The sequence below is a fragment of the Halovalidus salilacus genome (genome assembly GCF_031852275.1).
GTDB classification, from domain to species: Archaea; Halobacteriota; Halobacteria; order Halobacteriales; family Natrialbaceae; genus Halovalidus; species Halovalidus salilacus.
Genome location: NZ_CP134700.1, coordinates 2503867 through 2527186, shown reverse-complemented (window position 1 = coordinate 2527186; position 23320 = coordinate 2503867). Strand labels below are relative to the sequence as shown.

Below are 23320 nucleotides of genomic sequence, written 5' to 3'. Positions count from 1 at the left end.
TTTTTATGTCCGCTCGGTCGACACTGGGGTATGAAATTCGGCGTTCTCGGCGCGGCGGGTATCGCGCGAAAGGCGTTCCTGCCGGCGGTCGAATCGAGCGAGCACGAGGTACGAGCGATCGCCTCCCGGAGCGAGGACCGGGCGGCGGACGTCGCGGAGGAGTACTCGATTCACGAGCACTACGGCGGGTACGAGGACCTCCTCGAGGACGCCGACGTGGACGCGGTGTACGTCCCGCTCCCGAACGCGTTGCACGCGGAGTGGACGAAGCGGGCGGCCGACGCGGGCCTGGACGTCCTCTGCGAGAAGCCCCTGGCGTCCGACGCTCCCGAAGCGCGCGAGGTCGTCGACCACTGCGAGGACCGCGGCGTGACGCTGATGGAAGCGTTCATGTACCGGTACCACCCGCGAACGGAGCGCGCGATCGAACTCGCGCGCGAGGAACTCGAGGACGTCAGATCCGTGGACGCCGCGTTCAAGTTCCCGCTGTTCGACCGGCCGGACGACGTTCGCCTCTCCCGCGACCTGGCCGGGGGTAGCCTCATGGACGTCGGCTGCTACGCCGTCTCCGCGGCCCGCCAGTTCCTCGGGGAGCCGAATCGCGCGTACGCGTACAGCCACGACTCCCGAGACGCCGACGTCGACACAGAGCTCTCGGGGATCCTCCAGTACAACGACGGCACCTCGGCTCGCATCGCCTCCGGCTTCGACACGGAGACGGTGCAGTTCTACCGGGTCGAAGCGGCCAACGGCTGGCTCGAGGTGCGAACCGCCTTCGACGCGCCGACGGACGAACCGCTCGAACTCGAGTACCTGATCGACGGCGAACGCGACGTCGAGACGTTCGACCCGGTCGATCAGTTCCGACTCGAGGTCGACCACTTCGCCGAGTGCGTCGAGTCGGGCACCACCCCCCGGACGGACGGCGAGGAGTCGATCGCGAACATGGCGGTCATCGACACCCTCCGCGAGAGCGCCGCGCTCGGACTTCCCGTCTCGAACGAGTTCGCCGAGCGGGACGCCCCGAGTATGGACGAGATCACCGGGCAGGACCCCTCGAGTTCGGACGACGAGTGACGAGTTCGGAGCATCGACCGACGAGCTCGACGGTCGGTCGTCGATCCGTCGGGCGTGGCTCGAGGTGACGGGTACCGATCTCGAGCGGTTCCCGTTCGCTTCGTTGTGCCCGTCGTCTCGTCCGTACCGGTCGACGTGGCGACCGTGGCGCTCGCGGAGTTGGTCGCGATAGACGTAGTTGGTTGGACAGTTTTGAACGACCTGTAGATGTGCTCGCTGTGCTGCGTGCGACTCGTCCCGTTCAAATTTCCCCGTAAACAATTTTCACGACGCAGACTCGTCGTGGTTCGAGAGACGCGTGTACGTGGGTTGGGGCAGATTTGAACCACGCCGAGACGTGCTCGCTTCGCTGCGCGCGACTCGTCTAATTCAAATCTCCCTGTACCCATTTCTGACGAACGGACTCCTCGCTGCGCTCGTCGTGTTGGTTCGTCAGAAATGGGTTGGGGCAGATTTGAACTGCCGGCCTCCTCCATGTCAAGGAGGTGTCATAACCAGACTAGACCACCAACCCGCCTGGTTTCGCGTTCGTCTGCATCTGATCGTTGCCGACCACCGTAATTGAAGGTTTCGAATCGACGGCCGTGCGCGAGTCCCCACCACGCGGTCCTCCGATACGCTTAAGTCTGTGTACTCATTTGGACATTACAAGACAGAATAGTACATTGGTGTTCACTATGCAGGAGTACGTCGAACGGGTCACTGACGGCCAGGACCTCACGCAATCGGAGGCTCGAGCGGCCTCAACGGCCGTCTTCGAGGACGCGACGGAGGCACAGATCGGCGCGCTGCTGACGGCGCTGCGCGCGAAGGGCGAGACGGAGGCGGAGATCGCCGGTTTCGCCGAGGGAATGCGCGAGGCGGCCCGGACGATCGAACCCGAGCGGGACCCGCTGGTGGACACCTGCGGCACCGGCGGCGACGACTACGACACGATCAACGTCTCGACGACGAGCGCGATCGTCGCCGCGGGCGCCGGCGTCCCGATCGCCAAGCACGGCAACTACTCCGTTTCGTCGTCGTCGGGCAGCGCGGACGTCCTCGAGGTCGCCGGCGCGAACGTCGAGGCAGAGCCCCCGGCCGTCGAGCGAGCCATCGAGGACGACGGCATCGGGTTCATGCTCGCGCCGGTGTTCCACCCGGCGATGAAGGCGGTCATCGGCCCGCGCAAGGAACTCGGCATGCGGACCATCTTCAACGTCCTCGGCCCGCTGACCAACCCGGCGGGCGCGGACGCGCAGGTGATCGGCGTCTACGACCCCGACCTAGTCCCCGTACTCGCCGACGCGCTCGCGCGCATGGATGTCGAGCGCGCGCTGGTCGCCCACGGCGCCGGCACGGACGAGATCGCCATCCACGGCGAGACGACCGTCGCAGAGGTCGACGGGGAGAATGTCGAGCGCTACGCGCTCGAGCCGGCCGATCTCGGCCTCGAGCGCCACGAGATCGACGCCATCGCCGGCGGGACGCCCGAGGAGAACGCCGCCGACCTCCGCGGCATCGTCGGGGGCGAGGTGACGGGCCCCAAACGCGACGTGATCCTCGCCAACGCCGGTGCGGCGGTATACGTCGCCGGGGAGGCCGGTTCGCTCGAGGAGGGCGTCGAGGTCGCCCGCGACGCGATCGACTCCGGCGGCGCGGCGGGGAAGCTCGAGCGGTTGTGCGGGGCGAGCCGCCAGGAGGTCCGATGACGCGGGTGAAGATCTGCGGACTCACGACCGGGGACGACCTCGAGACGGCCGTCGACGCGGGCGCGGACGCGGTCGGCGTGATCTCTTCGGTCCCCGTCGACACGCCGCGGGAAGTTTCCCGCGAGCGGGCGGCGGCGCTCGTCGACGCGGCGCCACCGTTCGTCACGACGGTACTCGTGACGATGCCCGCCGACGCGAGGGAAGCGATCAAACTGGTCGAGGAGGTCGGTCCGGACGCGGTGCAGCTCCACGGGCGGATCGACCCCGGCGACCTCGCCTCCCTGCGCGAGAACGTCGACGCCGCGGTCCTGCTGGCCGTCGACGCCGACGACGTCGGGACCGCCGAGACGTACGACGACGTCGTCGACGGCTTCGTCGTCGACACGACCGACGAGGACGGCGGCGGCGGGACCGGCGAGACCCACGACTGGGACCGGACCCGAGCGGCGACCGCCGACCTCGAGTCGCCGCTGATCCTGGCCGGCGGACTCACGCCCGAGAACGTCGCCGACGCCGTCGAGACCGCCGATCCGTTCGCCGTCGACGTGGCGAGCGGCGTCGAGCGAGCGGGCGGGGTCAAAGACCCCGAGGCCGTCCGGTCGTTCGTCGACCGGGCGAAACGCGCGCGGGCGCGGATCGAACCGTGACCGACGCCACCGACGAGACGGACGAACCAGACATGACCGACTCCGACCCACCCACCGACGTTGACGCCCGCTCCGATTCCGACGCACCGCTGGACGTCGACCGCCAGACGTTTCGCGAACACGCCGGCGCCGCCGGCGACCGACCGGCCGTCGTCCGCGCGGTCGCGACGCTCGAGGTCGACACGACGCCGCTTTCGGCCTACGCGGCCCTGACCGGCCGAACGGACTCGAGCGACCGCAACCGAACGCCGTACGCGTTTCTGCTCGAGAGCGCCGAGAAGACTCCCTCGAGCGATCCGGACGGCGCGTTCCGCCCGAACGATTCGAAGGCCGAGCGCCACGCCCGCTTCTCGTACGTCGGCTACGATCCCGAGGCCGTGGTGACGGTCGGACCCGACGGGGCGACCGTCGAGGCGCTCTCGGGGGACGCCCCGTCGGATCTGCTCGAAGCCGGCGTCGAGGCGGCCGAGCGCGAGGGCGGCGATACCGTGGACGTGCTCCGCGGCGCGCTCCCCGACGTTCGGCTGGCCAACGTGCCGGAGCACGACCGCCAGCACCTCGAGGGGGGCCTCGTGGGCTTTCTCGCCTACGACGCCGTTTACGACCTCTGGCTCGAGGAGGTCGGCCTCGAGCGTCCCGAGTCTCGGTTCCCGGACGCGCAGTTCGTTTTGACGACGAAGACGCTGGCGTTCGACGAGGTCGAGGGGACGGTTTCGCTCGTGTTCACGCCGATCGTGCGCGCCGAGGACGACCCCGACGCGATCTACGACGCGCTCTGCGCCGAGGCCGGGGACGTCGAGGAGACGCTGGCGGCGGCCGACCCGCCGGAGACGGGCGGCTTCGTCCGGCGCGAAGAGGTCGCGGGGCCGAAAGCCGAGTACGAGGAGAGCGTTCGCCGGGCCAAAGAGCACGTCCTCGACGGCGACATCTACCAGGGCGTCATCTCCCGAACCCGGGAGCTGTACGGGGAGGTCGACCCGCTCGGCTTCTACGAGGCGATGCGGGACGTCAACCCGTCGCCGTACATGTACCTGCTCGACCACGACGACCTCACCGTCGTCGGTGCGAGCCCGGAGACCCTCGTGTCGGTCCGCGGCCGCGAGGTCATGTCCAACCCCATCGCCGGCACCTGCGACCGCGGGCGAAGTCCGGTCGAAGACCGGAAGCTCGCCGGCGAGATGCTCGCCGACGGGAAGGAGCGGGCCGAACACACCATGCTGGTCGACCTCGCGCGAAACGACGTCCGCCGGGTTTCCGAGCCCGGTTCGGTCCGGGTCGAGGAGTTCATGAACGTCCTCAAGTACAGTCACGTCCAGCACATCGAGTCGACCGTGACGGGACGACTCGCGGAGGACGCGGACGCCTTCGACGCGACGCGGGCGGCCTTCCCCGCCGGGACGCTCTCGGGCGCCCCGAAGGTGCGCGCGATGGAGATCATCGACGACCTCGAGGCGAACCCCCGCGGCCTCTACGGCGGCGGCGTCGGCTACTACTCGTGGACCGGCGACGCGGACTTCGCGATCGTGATCCGGACGGCGACCGTGGAAGAACTGGATAACGAACAACGGATCACCGTCCAGGCGGGCGCCGGACTGGTCGCCGACAGCGACCCGACCGCCGAGTACGAGGAGACCGAGAAGAAGATGGGCGGCGTGCTCGCCGCGCTCGAACGGATCGAGGAGTCCTCGACGGCGGCGGGGGCGACCGTCCCCGAACCGGAGGTGAGCCGATGAGTTCGACGACGCCCGCCCGGGCCCGCGCCGCCGGTGCCGGCGACGAGCGCCGTCCGCTGGTGCTCTTCGTCGACAACTTCGACTCGTTCACCTACAACCTCGTCGAGTACGTCAGCGCCTACGCCGACACCGAGGTGCTGAAGAACACCGCCTCGCTCGAGGACGTTCGCGAGGCCGACCCCGACGCCGTCGTCATCAGTCCCGGTCCCGGCCACCCGAAGAACGACCGCGACGTCGGCGTGACGATGGACGTCCTGCGGGAGGTCAGCCCCGAGGTGCCGACCCTCGGCGTCTGCCTCGGCCTCGAGGCCGCCGTCTACGAGTACGGCGGTTCCGTGGGACGGGCGCCCGCGCCGATCCACGGGAAGGCGTCCTCGATCGAACACGACGGGACGGGCGTCTTCGAGGGCCTCGAGCAGGGCTTCCGGGCGGGGCGGTACCACTCGCTCGTGGCGACGGAGGTACCCGACTGCTTCGAGGTGACGGCGACCGCAGAACACGACGGCGAGACGCTCGTGATGGGCGTGCGCCACCGCGAGCATCCGATCGAGGCCGTGCAGTTCCACCCGGAGAGCGTGCTCACGGGCGTCGGCCACGACGTGATCGAAAACTTCCTCTCGAGGCTGTGAGCGGACGGTTCCAGGGACGCCGTTCGCCCGAACTCACCCGACGTAGCCCAGGTACCCGGCGGTGTAATAGGCGGCGAGGACGATCGCGGCGACGATGCCGATCCGGACGGCGATTTTGACCGCGATTTTGATCGCGATGACGGCGACCGCGAACGCCGCGAACGCAGTCAGTGCGAGGAGGACGGGGTTCGCAGTGAGTTGCTCGATCATACCGAGAGGACTGTGCCGAGGGGACGTAACCTTTCTGGATACCGTGACAGTATGGAAACCGTGACCGACCCCTGGTCGCGGCGTCCGTCGAGTTCGACCGGCTTTTCGACGTCCCCATCTCCGTGAAAGAGAAAACCGCACGACTCCGGTCCGGCGGGACCCGAACGGGTACACTTTCAGTCCACTCTGAAAATCGTTAAGGCCGCCGACTCCGTAGGGAGTTACAGCCACCGTGCGGCCGATTCGGCCGCACTCGAGGAGGGACGAAACACGAGACGCAACAGACACATCTGTACAACTGAAATTGTACTATTACAAGAAAAGTAGAGCGACAACACAACGTTTTAAGATGGATGCATGAATACCGAACCTTCGTCACGAATGATGCGACGTAGTATCCGGACTGGAGCCGAAATCGACAGGCAGCGACGGGACGGGCCAGAGGTGACTCGCGCATGAGCGGGCCCGAACTGTCCGCGGACGAACTCACGCTGCCGATCAAGCGCACCGAGGGCGAGACGCTCGAGGAGCGCATGACAGACAACGCGTACCACAACATCCTCCCCGCGCGGTACCTGCGCAAGGACGCGAACGGCGAGCTGATCGAGACCCAGGAGGACCTCTTCGAGCGCGTCGGGAAGAACATCGCCCTCGCGGAGGTCGTTTACGAGGCCGAAAAGCGGGGCGTCGAGATCACCGTCACGCCCGACCAGCTCAAGCCCGACCACCCGCGCCGGGACGAACTCGCCGAGGAGGTCTTCGGCGAGGGCGTCACGGTCGACGAAACCGAGGGGTCGAAGCCCCCTCGAGCAGACGGCGTAGCCGCCGACGACGTCGAGACCGTCCTGACCGAGCGAACCGTCAACAAGTTCGCCTACGACACGGTCGTTCCCGAACTGCCCGACGAGATCCGCGCACACGTCGAGGAGGTCGCCGAGACGTTCATCGAGGGGATGGCACAGCTCTCCTTTATGCCGAACTCGCCGACCCTGATGAACGCGGGCGACGAACTCCAGCAGCTCTCGGCGTGTTTCGTCATGAGCCCGGACGACGACCTCTCGGACATCCACGAGACGGCCAAGAAGGCCGCCGAGGTCTTCCAGTCCGGCGGCGGCGTCGGTTACGGCTTCTGGCAGCTTCGACCCTTCGGGGACTCGGTCGGCTCCACCGGCGGCATCGCCTCGGGGCCGATCACGTTCATGCGGACGTACGACCAGCTCTGTGAGACGATCGCCCAGGGCGGCACCCGCCGCGGCGCGCAGATGGGCATCATGCGCGTCTCCCACCCGGACGTCATCGAGTTCATCCACGCCAAGAACAAGGACGTCTCGCTCGCCCACACCCTCCGCCTGAACGACCCCGACGACTACACCTACACGACGTTCGGCGAGGCCTTGGAGGAGGCCCGCGAACTCATCGACGAGGAGGGGCGCGTCCCCAAGCACCTCCGAAACGCCGTCGAGGGCCACCTCTCGAACTTCAACATCTCCGTCGGCGTCACCGACGAGTTCATGGAGGCCCTGCAGAACGGCGAGGAGTACACGTTCACCAACCCGCGGACGGGCGAACCGCATATCGCCACCGCGGAAACGAAGGAGATGTACGACCGCTACGGCCTCGGCGAGTACGTCGAGGTCGGCGAGGAGCTCTCCGTCCCCGCCGAGATCGTCTGGGAGCGCATCGTCGAGGGCGCCCACGAGAACGGCGAACCCGGCGTGATCTACCTCGAGCGCGTCAACAAGGAACACTCCTTCGACGTCGAGGAACATCCGGACCACCGAATCCTCGCGACGAACCCCTGCGTCACCGGTGACACGCTCATCAGCACGGAACGCGGGCTCGTTCCCGCCGAAGACCTGTACGAACAGGGCGTCGCGACGGACGTCGTCGTCGACGGTCGACTCAGCGAGGACTCGGTCAAGGAAGCCAGCAGCGTCTTCAAAACCGGCGAGAAGGACGTCTATAAACTCACGACTGAAGAGGGATACGAGCTCCGCCTCACCGCCGATCATCGCGTCATGACCGACCATGGATGGGTCGAAGCACGGGATCTCGAGGCCGGCGATACGGTTCACATCGTCAACCGAAAAGGCCAATTCGGCAAGTACGGATCCGCCGAAGAAGGTCGAGTACTCGGGTGGCTCGTCGGCGACGGACACCTCAAACACGGTGAAGAGCGGGCAGTTCCCAACTTCTACGACGAGGACTGCGAGATTTCGGCCGACTTCGCTGCGGACGTCAACGACGTCGTTCGCGAACCGGTTGGGACCGCGAACTACGACATCGGCGTCTCCCAAATAGCGCGCTCCGAGGAGTACCGCGGTGTCGACGCACGGGAGCAGCGCGTTCGTTCGACCCGACTGTACGAACTCGCGGAAGAAGTCGGTCTCTCCGAGAACAAACACCAGGTTCCGGACGCCGTCTTCCGCGGAAGTGAGGAGATGGTTCGAGGGTTCTTGCAGGCGCTCTTCACCGCCGATGGTGGCGTTCAGGGTAACGTCGAAAAGGGGGTATCGGTTCGACTGTCGAGTTCCCAACGCGACTTACTCGTCGACGTTCAGCGCTTGTTACTCAACTTCGGTATCGCGAGCAAGCTCTACGACAAACGCAGAGAATCGGGAACGAAGGTCCTCCCCGACGGAAATGGTGGGTCGAAGGAGTACGACGTCAGGGCCCAGCACGACCTGGTTATCTCGAAGGACAGTCTCGTTTGCTTCCGCGACGAAATCGGCTTCCTCCTCGAGTCGAAGAACGAAGCGCTCGCGGAGCGGTTAGACGCGTACGACCGCGGACCGTACCGTGACCGGTTCGAAGCGACGGTCGAGTCGGTCGAGCGCGACGGCCACGAAGCGGTGTACGACCTGACTGAGCCGGACACCCACTCGTTCGTCGCGAACGGCATCGTCGTCCACAATTGCGGCGAACAACCCCTCGAGGAGTTCGAAGCCTGCAACCTCGGGCACATCAACCTCTCGACGCTCGCGGACTTCGAGGCGCCCGACTGGCGCGTCTGGTCCGAGGAGCACGGAGACGAGTACGACTCCCGCGAGGAGGCCGTCGAGGCCTTCCTCTCCGAGGCCATCGACTGGGAGGAGTTCGACCGCCGCATCGAGTACGGCACCCGCTTCCTCGAGAACGTCGTCACGATGAGCGACTTCCCGGTCCCAGAGATCGAGAAGAAGGTCCGGGAGATGCGCAAGATCGGCCTGGGCATCATGGGTCTGGCCCAGCTATACATCCAGCTCGGCATCCGCTACGGCTCCGACGCGGGGAACGAGGTCGCCCGCCAGCTGATGACCCACATCAACCACGGGGCCAAGTGGACGAGCCACGAACTCGCGAAGGAGCGCGGCTCGTTCGCCGACTGGGACGGCTCGAAGTACGCGAACCCGACCGAGTACCGCGAGTGGTTCGAGAAGCAGACCGGCCTCGACGCCGACGAGTGGGCCGAGGGCTTCCCGATCCGGAACCACAACGTAACGACCATCGCGCCGACCGGAACCACGTCGATGGTCGGCAACACCACCGGCGGCTGCGAACCCATTTACAACGTCGCCTACTACAAGAACGTCACCGACGACGTCCAGGGCGACGAGATGCTCGTCGAGTTCGACGATTACTTCCTGCGGGTGCTCGAGGCCAACGACATCGACGTGGAGGAGGTCAAGCGGGAGGCCCAGGAGCAGATGGCCACGAACCAGTTCGAGGGCGTCGAGGGCCTCTCGACCGTCCCCGACTCGATCGGCGAACTGTTCGTCATCACCGCCGATCTCTCCGCGAAGGACCACGCCGCCGTCCAGTGCGCCTGCCAGGAGGGCGTCGACTCCGCCATCTCGAAGACGGTCAACGCGCCCCACGACTCCACGCTCGAGGACGCCAAGGAGGTTTTCGAGTGGGTCTACGAACACGGCGGCAAGGGCGTCACCTACTACCGCGACGGCACCCGCTCGAAGCAGGTGCTCACCACGCGCGCGGACAACGCCGAGTTCGCCGACGAGGCCGAGGCCGCACGGGCGCTCGCCGAACAGATCGAGGAAATCTTCGGCGGACTCGAGCAGTTCCTCGAGAACGAGGACGTCCTGGAGGTCCTCGAGGCCGACCTCGAGGGAACGCTGGGCGACGCCGCGGTCCAGAACTTCACCGAGAAGCGCGAACGGCCCGACGCGCTGCAGGGCGTCAGCCAGCGGATCGACACCGGCTACGGCAAGGTCTACGTGACGATCAACGAGGACCCCGAGACCGGCCAGCCGTTCGAGCTGTTCGCGAACATCGGCCACTCCGGCGGCTTCACCAACTCCTTCACGGAGGCGCTGGCGAAGGTCATCTCGACCTCGCTGCGCTCGGGCGTCGACCCCGAGGAGATCGTCGACGAACTCTGTGGCACCCGCAGCCCGAAGATCGCCTGGGACAAGGGCGAGCAGATCCAGTCGATCCCGGACGCCATCGGCACCGCGATGCGCCGGTACCTCCACGACGAGATCGACAAGCCGTACCCGCGCCAGCAGACGCTCGAGGAGTCGACCGACGCGACCGAGTACGGCCCCGAGAGCGAGACCGACGGCGGCGCCGCGACGGAAGCGCCGACGGACCCGAACGCGGACGTCGGCCCGGCCGCCGACGCCGCCGACCGAGAGGACGCCACCCAGGATCTCATCGACGCCGGCGAGTCGCCGGAGTGTCCCTCCTGCGGCGCGCTCTCGCTGTACTTCTCCGAGGGCTGCAAGACCTGCGAGTCCTGCGGCTGGAGCGAGTGCTGATCGCAATCCGGACGAACTGACCGCCCCGCCCTCGCTCGAGGGGTGAACGATTCGCTTCGGCTTCGTTTTCGACACCGATTTTCGATTTCGATTCGTCGCGCCACAGCACTTAGCACGGCGGGGTGCGTAGCACTCGCCCATGGGCTGTTCCGACGCCGGGACGGAGGACGCGGAACGAGAACGAGGACGGAGGAGCGGCGGCGATGGGGACGGAGACGACGCGTCGACGCGGACGGCTCGCACCCGGGGTCCGGCGTGCCCGTTCTGCGACGCGCCGATGTACAAGCGCCACTGCAAGTACGTCTGTCCCCAGCACGGCGTCGTCATCGACTGCAGCGATCCGTTTCTCTGAGAGCTGCTCCGCTTCCCGGTCAACGCCGACGGTCTACTCGAGCGACGAGCGCGCAGCGACGGCGCGGTAGGCCGGCCCCGCGAGCAGGAGGAGGGCGGCGAGCGTGCAGGCGACCGCGAACGTCAGGCCGAGGTCGCCGACACCCTCCGTCGTGACCGTGGCCGCCGAGGACCCAACCAGGACGGCCGCGACCGTCCAGGGAGTCTCGCCGATCACCGTTCCGATCGCGAACGTTCGGTAGCCGACGCCGCCTTTCGCCGCCGCGCACGTCGCGACGTCGGAGGGGATCGGCGCCAGCCTCGAGACCGTCACGCCGCGGATCGGCCCCGTCGTCTCGTAGTAGCGATCGATCCGGTCGCCGGTGCGCTCGAGGGCGGCGGCGAACGGCGCTGCGCGACCTCGTCCCCGGTCGCGGCGGTCGGCCCCGTCGGGTTCCGAGTCGCCGACCACGCGCCGGGCGGCGAGGAAGACGGGCGTCACGGTCAGCACCACGCAGGCGAGCGCGATCGGGACCCCCAGCGGGAGTCCGAACCCGTAGCCGACGAGGGCGGCCAGCGGGGTCGTCGGCCAGGCTAAGAGGGGGCGCACGAGGTAGAGGCCCGCGACGGCGAGTCCGAACGGGACCGGGTCCGCGGCCAGAGTCTCGAGCGAGCCGAACACGGCCGAGGGGGAGACGAGGACCCCCGCGACGAGGATTCCACAGAGGATCACGACGCCCGCGATCGCTCGCGACGGCACCGACTGCGACTGCATCGATCGGCGTTCGAACTCGAGGATTGAAGGTCTTGTGTCACGCCGGAACGGCGCCTGTGATCCGAATCCATTAGACCAGTCTCACGGTCTCTCACTCGAACGATCACCACGAAAGCCCCTGCCACGTTCGGGCGGTCTGACTCGGTGCGCGCCTCGCTCGCAGTGCTCGCTGCGGTGCTTCCGTCGGCAGACCGCCCGAACGTGGCAGCCCCTTTCATTCCCACCCGCGGTGGCCGCCCAGTCAGCCGACATGGGTGGGAATGAAAGGGGCTGGCGTTGAGTCGAAGCGAAGCTTACGCGATGCTCGAGAGAGCTTCGCTTTCGCTCAACGCCAGGGGCTTTCGTGCTGTTCATCGTTTCAGCGGCTAGCTCACGAGAGCGTTTTACCGGTGCCTGGTGCGACGGACACAACGCTTAACCCGTTCGACGGAACAGCACCGATCGATGGACGGGCCCGACGACGCCGGGGGGAGCGAACGGGACGTCGAGGTCGCCGGAGACGGCGAGCCGGGCGGAAACCGGATCGAAGACGACCGCGTCGAACTGGGGATCGCGCTGCTCGAGCGCCTCGAGCACGAGTCGCTCACGCTCGCGGAGGCCGTCGACCGGATCGAGACGATCACGTCCGATCCGACGGTGACGCGGACGATCCTCGATCGGGCCGAACTCCGCGGCGTCATCGAACGCGAGGACGGAATCATTCGGCCGAAGAGCAGGCAGTACGTCCGATTTCAGGAGGACGTGATCACCAAGGAGGGCGACTTCTCCTGTCGACGCTGCGGGTCGGGTCTCTCGACGGGTTACTTCGTCCGGCTCGAGGCCGGCGAGATCGGGCCGTTCGGCTCGTCGTGCATCCGAAAAGTGACCGGACGGGAGTGAACGCGACGCGGCGATCGCTTCCCCGTCGGGATCACCGACCGCGGCGGAGTTCCGCGATCAACTGCTCGATCGTCTCCTGCTGGGCCTCGATGAGATCGCTCTGTCGAGCGACGGCCGCTTCGAGCGACTCGAGTCGCTCGAGTACCTCGGGTGCCGGATCGGGCGTCGCCGACTCGAAGCCGCTACCTTCGAACCGGTCGTCGACTGATTCGGTCGCGGTCGCTTCGTCTGGGTCCGACTCGGCGTCCGCGGTCTCGAGAGTCGTCCTCGCGTCCTCGCTCGCGTCCGCGTCGGCCGATTCGGTCTCGGACCGCACGAGGGACTCGGCGGCGTCCTCGAGCGATCGCGTCGCCGGGTCGTCGCGGGCGGATCGCTCGGCCGATTCGTCGGACCCGGCGGCTGACGTCGACTCGTCGGTGGACGCGGACGCGGAGGTACGCCCGGACGCTCGGGCCGCACTCCCGTCGGCTGCATCGTCGATCGCGGCTTTCTCCTCGAACTCGGCCTCGAAGTCGTCGGGAGCCGGCGGGTTCGCCTCGAGTGGGTCGACGCCCTCGCCGAACGCGGCGGCGGGGTCGTCGTCGACCGCCGGTTCCTCCTCGTCCTCGCCGAGGGTCTCGTTCAGCTCCTCGAGCGAGGACACGTCGTGGTACTCGAACAGCGCCCGCTCGAGGCGGGTCCGGAGGTCGCCGGCCTCCTCGTTGGGTGCCTTGATCCGGTGGGGGCGACCGTCGACGGCGAGGACGATCTGCGTGGCGACGCTGCCGTCCTCGAACGCGAGGTTGGTCACGTCCTCGTAGCGGTACTCCTCGAAGTCGTCGTCCCAGACGGGCTCGCCGATGTGTTTGACGAGCCGGTCGCTCGTGACGACCAGGGTGAGTTCGCTGAAGCGGTAGGTCTTGAGGACGGTCTCGCCGGGGTCGGTGATCCCGTTGCCCGTGAGGACGCCCGCCAACACGGGGTGGAGGACCTCGTCGGTTTTGCTCGAGGGGATCGTGAACTCCCGCGTGCCGTCGAGGGCGTACTCCAGGGTGAACCTGGTTTTCCGCCGCCCTTCCGAGAGGGAGAGACGGTCGGCGTCGTGGGGTAACTCGTCGACCGATTCGTCGCTCAGCAGTCCTTCGGCGCGGTAGACGATCGTTCTCGAGGGGGTGATGAAGAGTTCGTCTTCGCCGCCGAGAGAGACCCGCGCGGCGATCTCCTCGTCATCGAGAGTAGAGTGGACGATGCCGGGAACGCTCATGCCCCGCTCTTCGCAATACCCTGTGATAAATCCGTGGGTCGACGTTACACGCCGATTTCGAATGAGAAGCTTAAAGAACGACTGCCGACAATCGATGGGTGAGCCCGGGTGGCTTAGCTGGACATAGCGCCGCACTCATAGGGTTCAGAGATTCGGTGCGGTTTCGCCTTTGGAAGCCTCCGTGTCCCCTCGAGGACTGCCGAGCCTCGGACCTGGGACATGCGGAGATCGAGGGTTCGGAGCCCTCCCCGGGCACTACCTTTCGACACGACGTCACGACCGTGGTGAGTGACGAGTCCGAACGGAAGTGCCCGAACGAGGCGACGAACCCGTAGGTCCTCGAGAGGGGGCGAACGAACGATCGAGGGCACGGAAGAGCGGAGCTCTTCCGGAGGTTCGGAGCCCCTGGAAATACTTAGAAAGGGTTCGGCACCCCTTTGCGATTTCACTACGTGGAGGAGGTACTCGCGGGTGGGTATTATTGCTCTTAGCGCGTGTTGATCATTTTGCCCATCGCCGAGTTACCTCCGCGTGCGGAGGGTTTATGACCCGTGGTTGGCTGGTATAGAGCATTGTGACCAGCAGTTCGCTGAGCGACAGTCTCCGAGAAACGCTGGCCCTCTTCGATGCGCCCGGCGCTCCACAAACGACGGTCGAAGTAGCAGAGCAACTTGCCATCGGGCGCCGAAGTACGTACGAACGTCTCGAGGGACTCGTCGACCACGGCGAACTCGAGACGAAGAAAGCGGGGACGAACGGTCGCGTCTGGTGGCGGCCACAGCCGTCGCCAACCGAGCGGACGGTCACCGCTCACGACTGGCCAACCGTCGCCGAGTCGCTGGTCGACGATGTCCTCAACGACGCCGCGGTCGGGGTGTTCGTCCTCGACGAGGAGTTCGAGGTGGCGTGGATCAACGACACGGTCGAACGGTACTTCGGGTTCGATCGCACGCAAGTCCTCGGGGAGGATAAGCGTACCCTCGTTCGGGAGTGGATCGCTCCGATCGTCGATGACGGAGCGTCGTTCACCGAGACCGTGCTGGCAACCTACGAGGAGAACACGTACGCCGAACGGTTCGAGTGTCGTGTAACTGCGGCGGAAGGTCGCGACGCGCGCTGGCTCGAGCACCGGAGCAAACCGATCGAATCCGGCGCGTATGCCGGCGGCCGCGTCGAACTCTACTACGATATCTCCGAGCAGAAGCGGTCGGAACGCGCCCGACGGGAAGAGCGGACGCGGTTCGAATCGCTAATCGACGCCGTCGAGGAGTACGCGATCTTCATGCTCGACGCGAGCGGACGGATCCGGAGCTGGAACGCGGGGGCTGAACAGATCAAAGGCTACGCGTCAGACGAGGTGCTCGGCGAACACGTCTCGATGTTCTACACCGACGAGGATCGGCAGGCCGGCGTCCCCGAGGCGAACCTGACGGCCGCAACCGAGGAAGGATCGATGGAGGACGAAGGGTGGCGCGTTCGAAAGGACGGCTCGCGATTCTGGGCCAAAGTCACCATCACCGCCTTCCGCGACGGCGACGGCGACCTCATCGGGTACGCGAAGGTGATCCGAGACATGACCGACCGGCGCGAGCACGAGCGAGAGATTCGTCGCGAGAACACGCTTTTGGAGCGTATCCTCGAGATCAGCCCGACGGAGATCGGCGTCTTCGACTCCGACGGCGAACCACGACGCTTGAACCGGCACTTCACCGAGTATCTCGAACTCGACGAGGTCGGCCCAGAAGCGTACACGCTGGGGGATCGACCACTGCTCGACGGGGACGGCGAGGTGATCCCGTACTTGGAGCGACCCGCTGCACGGGTGCTCGAGTCGGGCGAGACGGTCACCAACCGACACGTTCGGGTCGACGGGCCCGGCGGGGGAACCCGGTGGCTGTCAGTAAACGCCGCGCCGCTCCCCGACGAGACCGGCGTCGTCGTCACGATGGCCGACATCACGCAACTCGAAAAGCAATCCCAACGCCTCGAACGCCAGCGCGACGATCTCGAGAGCGAACTCGGGGAGGTGTTCGATCGCGTCGACGATGCGTTCTGCGCGGTCGACGACGAGTTTCGATTCACGTACGTCAACGACCGCGCCGAGGAACTCCTCGGCCACGACGAGGGCGAACTGCTCGGGCAGACCGTCTGGGAGGCGCTGTCCGTCGCCGACGACGATCCGATCCACGATCGGTTCGAGACGGCGATGGAAACCCAGACCGCCACGAGTTTCGAGCGCCTCTCGGACCCGCTCGGCATCTGGGAAATCGTCAGACTCTACCCCTCGGAGTCCGGCCTCTCGGTCTACTTTACCGACATCACCGAGCGAAAAGAGCGCGAGCGGAAACTCGAACAATACGAACGCATCGTCGAGACGATCTGGGACGGCGTGTATGCGCTCGACGAGAACGAGCGCTTCGTCCTCGTCAACGAGGCGTTCTGTGACCTCGTCGGCTACGATCGCGACGAACTGCTGGGCGAACGGCCAACGCTGATAAACGATGAGACGGTGAACGAGACCGCGAACGAACTGGAAACCGAGATCGTTGACGGCGAGCGAGAGGTCGGCGTCCTCGAGTACGAGTTCGAAACGGCCGACGGGGAGACCGTGCCCGTGGAAACACGGTTTGGTCCCTACGAGTACGGCGACGGGCGCATCGGTCGTTGCGGGGTAAGTCGCGACATCAGTGAACGCAGGGAATACGAACGGAAGATCGAAGAATCGAACGAACGGCTCGAACAGTTCGCCTACGGCGCCAGCCACGACCTCCAGGAGCCCCTGCGGATGGTTTCCAGTTACCTCGGGCTGATCGAGGATCGGTACGCCGAGGACCTCGGCGAGGAGGGTCGGGAATTCCTGGAATTCGCGGTCGACGGCGCCGATCGGATGCGCGAGATGATCGGGGGATTGCTCGAGTATTCGCGGGTCGAGACGCGCGGCGCTCCGTTCGAGCCCGTCGACCTGAACGTCGTTCTCGATGACGTCTTAGCCGATCTTCAGCTTCCGATTCGGGAGAGCGGCGCCGCGATCACCGCCGAAGAACTCCCCACGGTGGAGGGCGACGCCAGTCAACTGCGACAGGTCTTCCAGAACCTGCTCGCCAACGCGATCGAGTACAGCGGCGACGAGCCGCCGCGCGTCCACGTCTCGGCCGAGCGATCCGACGAGCGGTGGACGGTGTCGGTCCGCGACGAGGGGGCCGGCATCGACCCCGACGATCAGGAGCGGATCTTCGAGGTGTTCCAGCGGCTCCACACGCACGCCGAACACTCCGGAACGGGGATCGGTCTCGCGCTCTGTCGGCGGATCGTCGAACGCCACGACGGCGAGATTCGGGTCGACTCCGAATCCGGCGAAGACGCGACGTTCTCGTTCACGCTTCCAGCTGGAAACGAACACGAACTGTGAACGGGCTACTCGACCGAATAGGGTGTCAGAGGCTCCGTGACTTTCGAGCACTTCTTTCAGACTACTAGGGTTCGAAACACCCGAAAGAGGGACGTGCGGATCGAACCTCTGGAAAGTGATGAAAGTACGGCTATTCCGTTCCTCTCATTCTTCTACGAACGTAGACGACTTATCGTCCCCACTCGTAGAACCACCAACTTGCGCCCAGGAGCATCAGTCCCACACCGAAGGCGGACGTTGCCGGTTCGGGGATGATGAAGAGGACGAATCCGATCAAGATCAGGACCGTCGGCTCGAGTTCGTTCCAGAGCGACGCCGGAAGGTCGGAGAGGCCCATCGGCTCGTGGTTCGTCCTCGACCGACAAATTCGTTGGCTGCGATCTCGCGGGCCGAGAGCCGACGGGACCGCTAGCCGTAAGTAGGTTCCCGAGAGAGACCCCGTATGGACGGTCGGGCAGTCGCACCGGCGGCAGGGACGGTACTCAACGCGCTCGCAACCGGCCGCGGGTCGGCGTTCGCGATCGACCTCGAGACGACGGCCAGCGTCACCCTCACCGACGACGGGGCCATCGAGGGCGCGGTCGAGGGCCAGCCCGATGCCGACACCACGCTCATCGAGCGCTGCGCCGCGACGACGATCGAAGCGTACGCCGAGACGGCGGGCCTCGAGTCGGAGGCGATCGGCGCCCGGGTTCGAACCGAGAGCGAGGTGCCGATGGCCTCCGGGTTGAAGAGTTCGAGCGCCGCGGCCAACGCAACGGTGCTGGCGACGCTCGACGCGATGCAGATCGCCGACGCGGTCGACCGCATCGACGCCTGCCGCCTCGGCGTCGAGGCCGCTCGGGAGGCCGGCGTAACGGTCACCGGAGCGTTCGACGACGCCAGCGCATCCATGCTGGGGGGCGTCACCGTCACCGACAACCGAACCGACGAGCTGCTCGAGCGCGAACCCGTCGACTGGCACGCGCTCGTCTACACGCCGCCCGAGCGGTCGTTCAGCGCCGACGCGGACGTCTCCGCGTGCGAGCGCGTCGCCCCGATGGCCGACCTCGTCTGCGAACTCGCCCTCGAGGGCCGGTACGGCGAGGCGATGACCGTCAACGGCTTCGCCTTCTGCGGCGCGCTCGGCTTCCCGACCGAACCGATGCTCGAGGCGCTCCCGGACGCCGACGGCGTCTCGCTGTCGGGGACCGGGCCGAGCTACGTCGCCGTCGGCGACCGGGAGACGCTCGCGGCGCTCGAGGAGCGCTGGGGCGAGCGGGACGGATCGACGCGGTTACTGCGGACGCGCAACGACGGGACGCGCACGGCGTGACCGACGCGAACGACTCGAACGACTCGAGACACAGGAACGCGTGAGGGACGATCGACATGACAGAGCACACCGACACGACGGACGACGAACCGGACCGAACGGCCGACGAGATGAGCCTCGACGAACTCCGCCAGGAGATCCAGGAGATCGATCAGGACATCGTGGAGTTGATCGCGCGACGCACCTACGTCGCCGACACGATCGCGCAGGTCAAAGATGCTCAGGGGCTGCCGACGACCGACGAGGAACAGGAAGCGCGCGTGATGGAGCGGGCGGGGGAGAACGCGGACCAATTCGACGTGGACGCGAACCTGGTGAAGGCGATCTTTCGACTGCTGATCGAACTGAACAAAGTTGAACAGCGGGAGAGTCGATAGCCGAAAGAACAGCTGTTACGGGACTTTTAGCAAGGGACTAGTAGGCGACTGAATCGGTTCTCGACGCCACCTTGCGAATTTTTGCACTTGGCTAGCAGTCGGAAGATTCAACTCGGTCGTTACTCCTCGTCAGTTGGTTCGAGTGGAACTCGTTCGACCTGGATCTCTTCATAGTCATTCTCGGAGGAGAGTACGTCCATCCCACGCGTTTCCGCAGTCGCCGCGTGGAACGCGTCGAACGGCGTCATCCCTTCGTCGTAGTAGTTGACTGCTTTCAGCACGACCTGTTTCTCCTCCTCGTTTCGCACGGGGACGAGTTCAAGCAGGTTTGCCACCAGCGGAACGTAGTCGAACTCGTACCGTTCTCGGGCGAGGAGGAGTTCGAGATACGAGAACGGTGACGTTTCGACGTCATACTCGACGAGGGCGTCCTCTGCGGAGCTCTGTAACCAATCGGTATCTTTGGCAAGTGCGAGCAGAAAATCTGTCTCGACGTACACCGTCATCTGTCGCCACCGGCTTCCGCAGCTTCGTCTTTCGCCTCCGCCTCGATGTCCTCCCGGATTTCTTCGACCGAGGCATCGTGAAGTTCGCCTGCAGCCTCCCGGACAGCGGTGAGGGGGTCGTCCGCGACCGGGATCAGCTCGATTCTGTCCTCGTACATGACGATGTGATACTTCTGGCCGTACTTCTCGCGCACCTCCTTTGGGATATATAGCCGTCCCTGTGCATCCGTCTCTGCTGACATGGATGCGGCTAAGTGACCATGGACAAAGAATCTTACCATTAATATATATCTGATGGTGTCCATCGAAGCGTTTCAATAGTGTGTATGGTGGATTTCATCCGTTTGAACAAAATTTCTCAGCGTGACAAACGGTAGCGCATAACGATGATCGCGTCTAACTGACAACCTCGAGTGTAGTGGCGTCCTCTGGCATCGTCGATGTTCATGCAGGAGGAAGAGGAAGGCATTGATCACCACCGGGAACACGTACTACCGCGATACACTATTCGGCCTCGTGTGTGTTCCTCTCTCTCATCTCATGGATAAGCTGGGCACACCGTTCGGGATACCTGAGAAAGACCGCGTGTCCGGAATCCATGGTTTCGAGTCGAACGTCCGGAATCAGATCGATGCTATCCCGAACCTCCTCGGGTGTGCCGAACGGGTCGTTGGTACCCCAGATGGCCAACGTTGGCTGCTGGATGTTTCGTAACTCTTCCTCACGGATGCGACTCGACGCACGCCACCCCCGGATCGAGAAGTGGGCTTTGAGTTCGCTCATCCCGGCTCCCCGTGCCTGGATGACGTCCTGATGAGCAGCCATCGCCCGAATCAATGCAGGGTAGCGCTGGATGGCCTCACGCTCTCCCACCAGCTCTAAGAAGTCGAGGACCCCCTCCTCCCCCGGCTTTTGTAGTCGCTGTAGCAGGTGATTGAGTAGGGGGACCGTCATCAGCCTGAACGGGACCGGCAGGGGCGTCCCCGGGAAGTTCGCAACAGCCCCGATCAGGATGAGTCGTCGAACCCGCTCAGGGTGGGCGAGTGCGAACTGGATACTCGCGTAGCCACCGCCGGATTGCCCGACGAGGTCGGCCCGTTCGATTCCCAGTTCGTCGAGGACGCCACCGATGACGTCGCTGGCGTTCTGTCGAATGTTCCCTTTGGTGTATACGAACCTGTCGCTGAGGCCGTACCCTGGTCGGTCGAATGCGATCATCCGCGTATCATCGAACTGGGCCATGAGCGGGGCGAAAAACGCGCCGAACAACATCCCGCCGTGAACGAATACCAACGGAGGGTCGTCATCGATGGGGCCTGATTCAAATACGTGCGTCCGGACTCGCGGGTTCTCTAGGTTGATGAACCGCGACTGCGTGTGAAGATCGGTCCCCTCGAACAGCCGACGCTGCGCCGTCTCAAAGTCTCTTGTTGCCCTTCCTTCACGCGGAGTGCTGGTCGTCTCGATATTGTCTTCCGTTGGTGTGGTCATCTGAATCCTCCGCGCATATGTTACGACAGCAGCATCCATTCCGTGCCCTATCGCCGTACGCACCAACTACCCTCTACGTCATGTAGGGTGTTAACGTCCACCATACTTTCAGTCTACCGTCCTTCCTTTAGAGATGAACAAGGGCAAAGAGGGGAGGCGATGGATTACTCAGAGGCACTGGATCACGACCTCCACGAAAGGGTGATCTCGTGGGATTATCGTACCCGTTGACTTTGCGATAATGACCAGAAACGACCCTCTTGCCGAAGCATCATCATCCGCCTCAATCACCCGTTTATATATAATGCCGGTTCATAACCTGTATCGCTCGTTTTCGCGGCTCTGAGGCCTTCAGGAAGAGTTTATCTCACGAGGATGTGTTACGGATTTCAGCCACCTGAACAAAGTGGAACAAAGGAGCAACCGGTAGTCGAAACCAGGCATTTCAGAACGCATATCGCCGCCAAATTAGTCACATCTTCTTTCAGCAGTTGGTCTTACATTCCTCGGTCGGTGAACGATGACGCCGTTCTATGGACGCTCTGGGGACTGAATCGAAGAGCGACGTTGAGGCGACGATTCGATCACATGTGTGCAGAGCCATCTGCCGCCGCTGGCTCCTGAATCGTCGGCAACCGGAACGAGAACGTCGATCCCTCGCCAGGTTCGGAGTCGACCCAGATTTCCCCGCCGTGACGCTCGACAATCCGCTCGCAGAGCGCGAGTCCAATACCGGTGCCAGGGTGTTCTTCGTGCGTATGCAGTCGCTGGAAGACTTCGAAGATACGGTCGGTGCTAGCCGGGTCGATCCCAATTCCTCCGTCACGAACCGAAATAATCCACTCATCACGTTCACGTTCGGCGGAAACGTCGATTCGCGGCGATTCATCGCCGCTGTACTCGATTGCGTTACTCAAGAGGTTCTGGAAGACTTGTCGGAGTTGACCGGCGTCGCCTTCTACCCTCGGTAACGTCTCCGCGGTAATCTCGGCGTTCGTCTCTTCGATCTGTATTTTGAGATCCTCCTTGGCATCTTCGAGTATCTCGTTCAGATCGACCGGCTTGAGCGGCTTTCCTTCCATCTCGATGCGGGAATACTGGAGCAACCCCTCGATCATCTCGCGCATCCGGTCGGCGCCGTTGACAGCGAACTCGAGGAACTCTTGGCCGTCTTTGTCGAGGACATCTCCGTATCGCCTTTCGATCAAGGTCAGGTAGCTCGACACCATCCGAAGTGGTTCTTGGAGGTCGTGGGAGGCCGCGTAGGCGAACTGCTCGAGTCGTTCGTTGGATGCTTCGAGCGCTCGTTCGCGCTCTTTGCGTTCGGTGACATCCGTGTGAACGGCGATAAACCGGTCGAGCTCACCGTTCTCGTCTGTCACCGGTGCGATCGTCTGCTCGGCAAAATATCGGTCGCCGCACTTTCGGCGGTCGACGATCTCTTCTTCCCAGACTTCACCAGCCAAAACCGTCTGCCAGAGTTTTCGATAGTACTCTTCGTCGTGTTCTCCGGATTGAAGGATGTGCGGCGTCCGTCCGATCGCCTCGTCCACCGAGTATCCCGTGATCTCTTCGAATGCGGAATTAACGTAGGTGATCTGCCCGTCGGTGTCGGTCATGTAGATGGCGTGGCCGGACGCTTCGACCGCCCGTTTGAACCGCGCTAACTCGCGTTCGCGGTTCTCACGCTCGACGATTTCCTCGCGAAGTTTCTGTTTCGTCTCCTCGTTTTCGATCGCCTCCGCGAGAATGTTCGCGACGTTCTTGACAAACGTCGCATCGTGTTCGGTGAACTCGCGCTGCTCTGTCGTGTGGGTTCCGAGCACGCCCCACGGGTCTTCTACCGATCCGATACTGACACTGATCCCACTGATGACGCCGTGATCGATGAGTAGATCTGGGCCGGAGAACCGAGATTCGGTTCGGAGATCGTCGACGGAGATCGGCGCTTCGGAGACGAGCGTGTAGCCCGCCTGCGAGTCCAGATCCGTGGAAACGGTTGCGTTTCCGACCAACCCGTCGTGCCAGCCGACACCCTCTCGAAGAAGGACCTCGTCACCACCTGGCAGTACCTCGAGCACCTTACAGTATTCGGTATCCAACGTCTCGGCAACAGCAGCAGATGCATCGTGCATCAACTGGTCGAGGTCGTCACCCTCGAGGGCCTGTTGGCCGAGGTTAGCAACGACCTCTTGCTGGCGGATTCGGTCCTGAAGCTCCGACTCCGCCTCTGACGACGAGGACACGTTAT

General features: G+C 64.7%; 19 protein-coding genes and 2 tRNA genes. 12 read left to right on the top strand and 9 right to left on the bottom strand.

All coding sequences use genetic code 11. From position 1 onward, the window contains the following. Positions 1-30: 30 nt before the first annotated feature. On the top strand, positions 31-1077 hold the full coding sequence (locus tag RJT68_RS12470; RefSeq protein WP_407036882.1) for a Gfo/Idh/MocA family protein: 1047 nt from the start codon (positions 31-33) through the stop codon (positions 1075-1077). A gap of 439 nt (positions 1078-1516) precedes the next feature. Here RJT68_RS12470 and RJT68_RS12465 read toward each other — a convergent pair. Further along, positions 1517-1591, bottom strand: a tRNA-Val gene (locus RJT68_RS12465). A 163-nt stretch (positions 1592-1754) separates the two neighbouring features. Between RJT68_RS12465 and trpD the strand changes: the two genes are divergently transcribed. The 4 genes from trpD to trpG are packed head-to-tail and all read left to right on the top strand — an operon-like array spanning position 1755 to position 5777. Continuing rightward, positions 1755-2768 (top strand): anthranilate phosphoribosyltransferase, encoded by a 1014-nt coding sequence (gene trpD / locus RJT68_RS12460; protein WP_407036881.1) that lies wholly within the window; start codon positions 1755-1757, stop codon positions 2766-2768. Then, positions 2765-3415 (top strand): phosphoribosylanthranilate isomerase, encoded by a 651-nt coding sequence (locus tag RJT68_RS12455; protein WP_407036880.1) that lies wholly within the window; start codon positions 2765-2767, stop codon positions 3413-3415. Before trpD ends, RJT68_RS12455 begins: the two co-directional genes overlap by 4 nt. Before the next feature lie 32 nt (positions 3416-3447). Beyond that, positions 3448-5148, top strand: coding sequence for an anthranilate synthase component I (gene trpE, locus RJT68_RS12450; protein ID WP_407040370.1), 1701 nt, complete (start codon positions 3448-3450; stop codon positions 5146-5148). Beyond that, positions 5145-5777, top strand: a complete 633-nt coding sequence (gene trpG, locus RJT68_RS12445; RefSeq protein WP_407036879.1) for an anthranilate synthase component II — start codon at positions 5145-5147, stop codon at positions 5775-5777. Before trpE ends, trpG begins: the two co-directional genes overlap by 4 nt. Before the next feature lie 33 nt (positions 5778-5810). On the opposite strand, the gene RJT68_RS12440 is transcribed toward trpG, so the two are convergent. Next, positions 5811-5987, bottom strand: a complete 177-nt coding sequence (locus tag RJT68_RS12440) for a hypothetical protein (protein WP_407036878.1) — start codon at positions 5985-5987, stop codon at positions 5811-5813. A gap of 455 nt (positions 5988-6442) precedes the next feature. Between RJT68_RS12440 and RJT68_RS12435 the strand changes: the two genes are divergently transcribed. Both RJT68_RS12435 and RJT68_RS12430 read left to right on the top strand, forming a co-directional pair. Next, entirely contained in the window at positions 6443-10744 is a 4302-nt protein-coding gene (locus RJT68_RS12435) for an LAGLIDADG family homing endonuclease (protein ID WP_407036877.1), read from the top strand. A gap of 139 nt (positions 10745-10883) precedes the next feature. Then, on the top strand, positions 10884-11096 hold the full coding sequence (locus RJT68_RS12430) for an HVO_2523 family zinc finger protein (RefSeq protein WP_407036876.1): 213 nt from the start codon (positions 10884-10886) through the stop codon (positions 11094-11096). 33 nt (positions 11097-11129) lie between these two features. Here the strand turns inward: RJT68_RS12430 and RJT68_RS12425 are convergent, their stop codons facing one another. Continuing rightward, positions 11130-11849 (bottom strand): TVP38/TMEM64 family protein, encoded by a 720-nt coding sequence (locus RJT68_RS12425; protein WP_407036875.1) that lies wholly within the window; start codon positions 11847-11849, stop codon positions 11130-11132. Between the two features lie 444 nt (positions 11850-12293). Here RJT68_RS12425 and RJT68_RS12420 point away from each other — a divergent pair, with 444 nt between their 5' ends. Continuing rightward, positions 12294-12728 (top strand): DUF5830 family protein, encoded by a 435-nt coding sequence (locus RJT68_RS12420; protein ID WP_407036874.1) that lies wholly within the window; start codon positions 12294-12296, stop codon positions 12726-12728. A gap of 31 nt (positions 12729-12759) precedes the next feature. Here RJT68_RS12420 and RJT68_RS12415 read toward each other — a convergent pair whose 3' ends face one another. Then, the gene (locus RJT68_RS12415; protein ID WP_407036873.1) at positions 12760-13971 is read right to left on the bottom strand and encodes a DUF7115 domain-containing protein; all 1212 of its coding nucleotides are present in this window, start codon (positions 13969-13971) and stop codon (positions 12760-12762) included. Positions 13972-14073: 102 nt separating this feature from the next. Between RJT68_RS12415 and RJT68_RS12410 the strand changes: the two genes are divergently transcribed. Continuing rightward, positions 14074-14226: transfer RNA gene (locus tag RJT68_RS12410), tRNA-Met, on the top strand. Between the two features lie 319 nt (positions 14227-14545). Beyond that, positions 14546-17380, top strand: coding sequence for a PAS domain-containing sensor histidine kinase (locus RJT68_RS12405; protein WP_407036872.1), 2835 nt, complete (start codon positions 14546-14548; stop codon positions 17378-17380). Positions 17381-17549: 169 nt separating this feature from the next. On the opposite strand, the gene RJT68_RS12400 is transcribed toward RJT68_RS12405, so the two are convergent. Further along, entirely contained in the window at positions 17550-17717 is a 168-nt protein-coding gene (locus RJT68_RS12400) for a hypothetical protein (protein ID WP_407036871.1), read from the bottom strand. A gap of 105 nt (positions 17718-17822) precedes the next feature. Between RJT68_RS12400 and RJT68_RS12395 the strand changes: the two genes are divergently transcribed. Both RJT68_RS12395 and RJT68_RS12390 read left to right on the top strand, forming a co-directional pair. Then, complete coding sequence (locus RJT68_RS12395) at positions 17823-18695, top strand: shikimate kinase (RefSeq protein WP_407036870.1); 873 nt, start codon at positions 17823-17825, stop codon at positions 18693-18695. 56 nt (positions 18696-18751) lie between these two features. After that, on the top strand, positions 18752-19072 hold the full coding sequence (locus RJT68_RS12390; RefSeq protein ID WP_407036869.1) for a chorismate mutase: 321 nt from the start codon (positions 18752-18754) through the stop codon (positions 19070-19072). Between the two features lie 119 nt (positions 19073-19191). Here the strand turns inward: RJT68_RS12390 and RJT68_RS12385 are convergent, their stop codons facing one another. From RJT68_RS12385 to RJT68_RS12370, 4 genes are all read right to left on the bottom strand, one after another. Next, on the bottom strand, positions 19192-19578 hold the full coding sequence (locus RJT68_RS12385) for a PIN domain-containing protein (protein WP_407036868.1): 387 nt from the start codon (positions 19576-19578) through the stop codon (positions 19192-19194). Then, positions 19575-19820, bottom strand: a complete 246-nt coding sequence (locus RJT68_RS12380; RefSeq protein WP_407036867.1) for an AbrB/MazE/SpoVT family DNA-binding domain-containing protein — start codon at positions 19818-19820, stop codon at positions 19575-19577. Before RJT68_RS12380 ends, RJT68_RS12385 begins: the two co-directional genes overlap by 4 nt. 262 nt (positions 19821-20082) lie before the next feature. Next, entirely contained in the window at positions 20083-21069 is a 987-nt protein-coding gene (locus RJT68_RS12375; protein WP_407036866.1) for an alpha/beta fold hydrolase, read from the bottom strand. A gap of 584 nt (positions 21070-21653) precedes the next feature. Next, a complete protein-coding gene (locus RJT68_RS12370) occupies positions 21654-23315 on the bottom strand; it encodes a GAF domain-containing sensor histidine kinase (protein WP_407036865.1) in 1662 nt (553 codons plus the stop codon). Positions 23316-23320 lie beyond the last annotated feature (5 nt).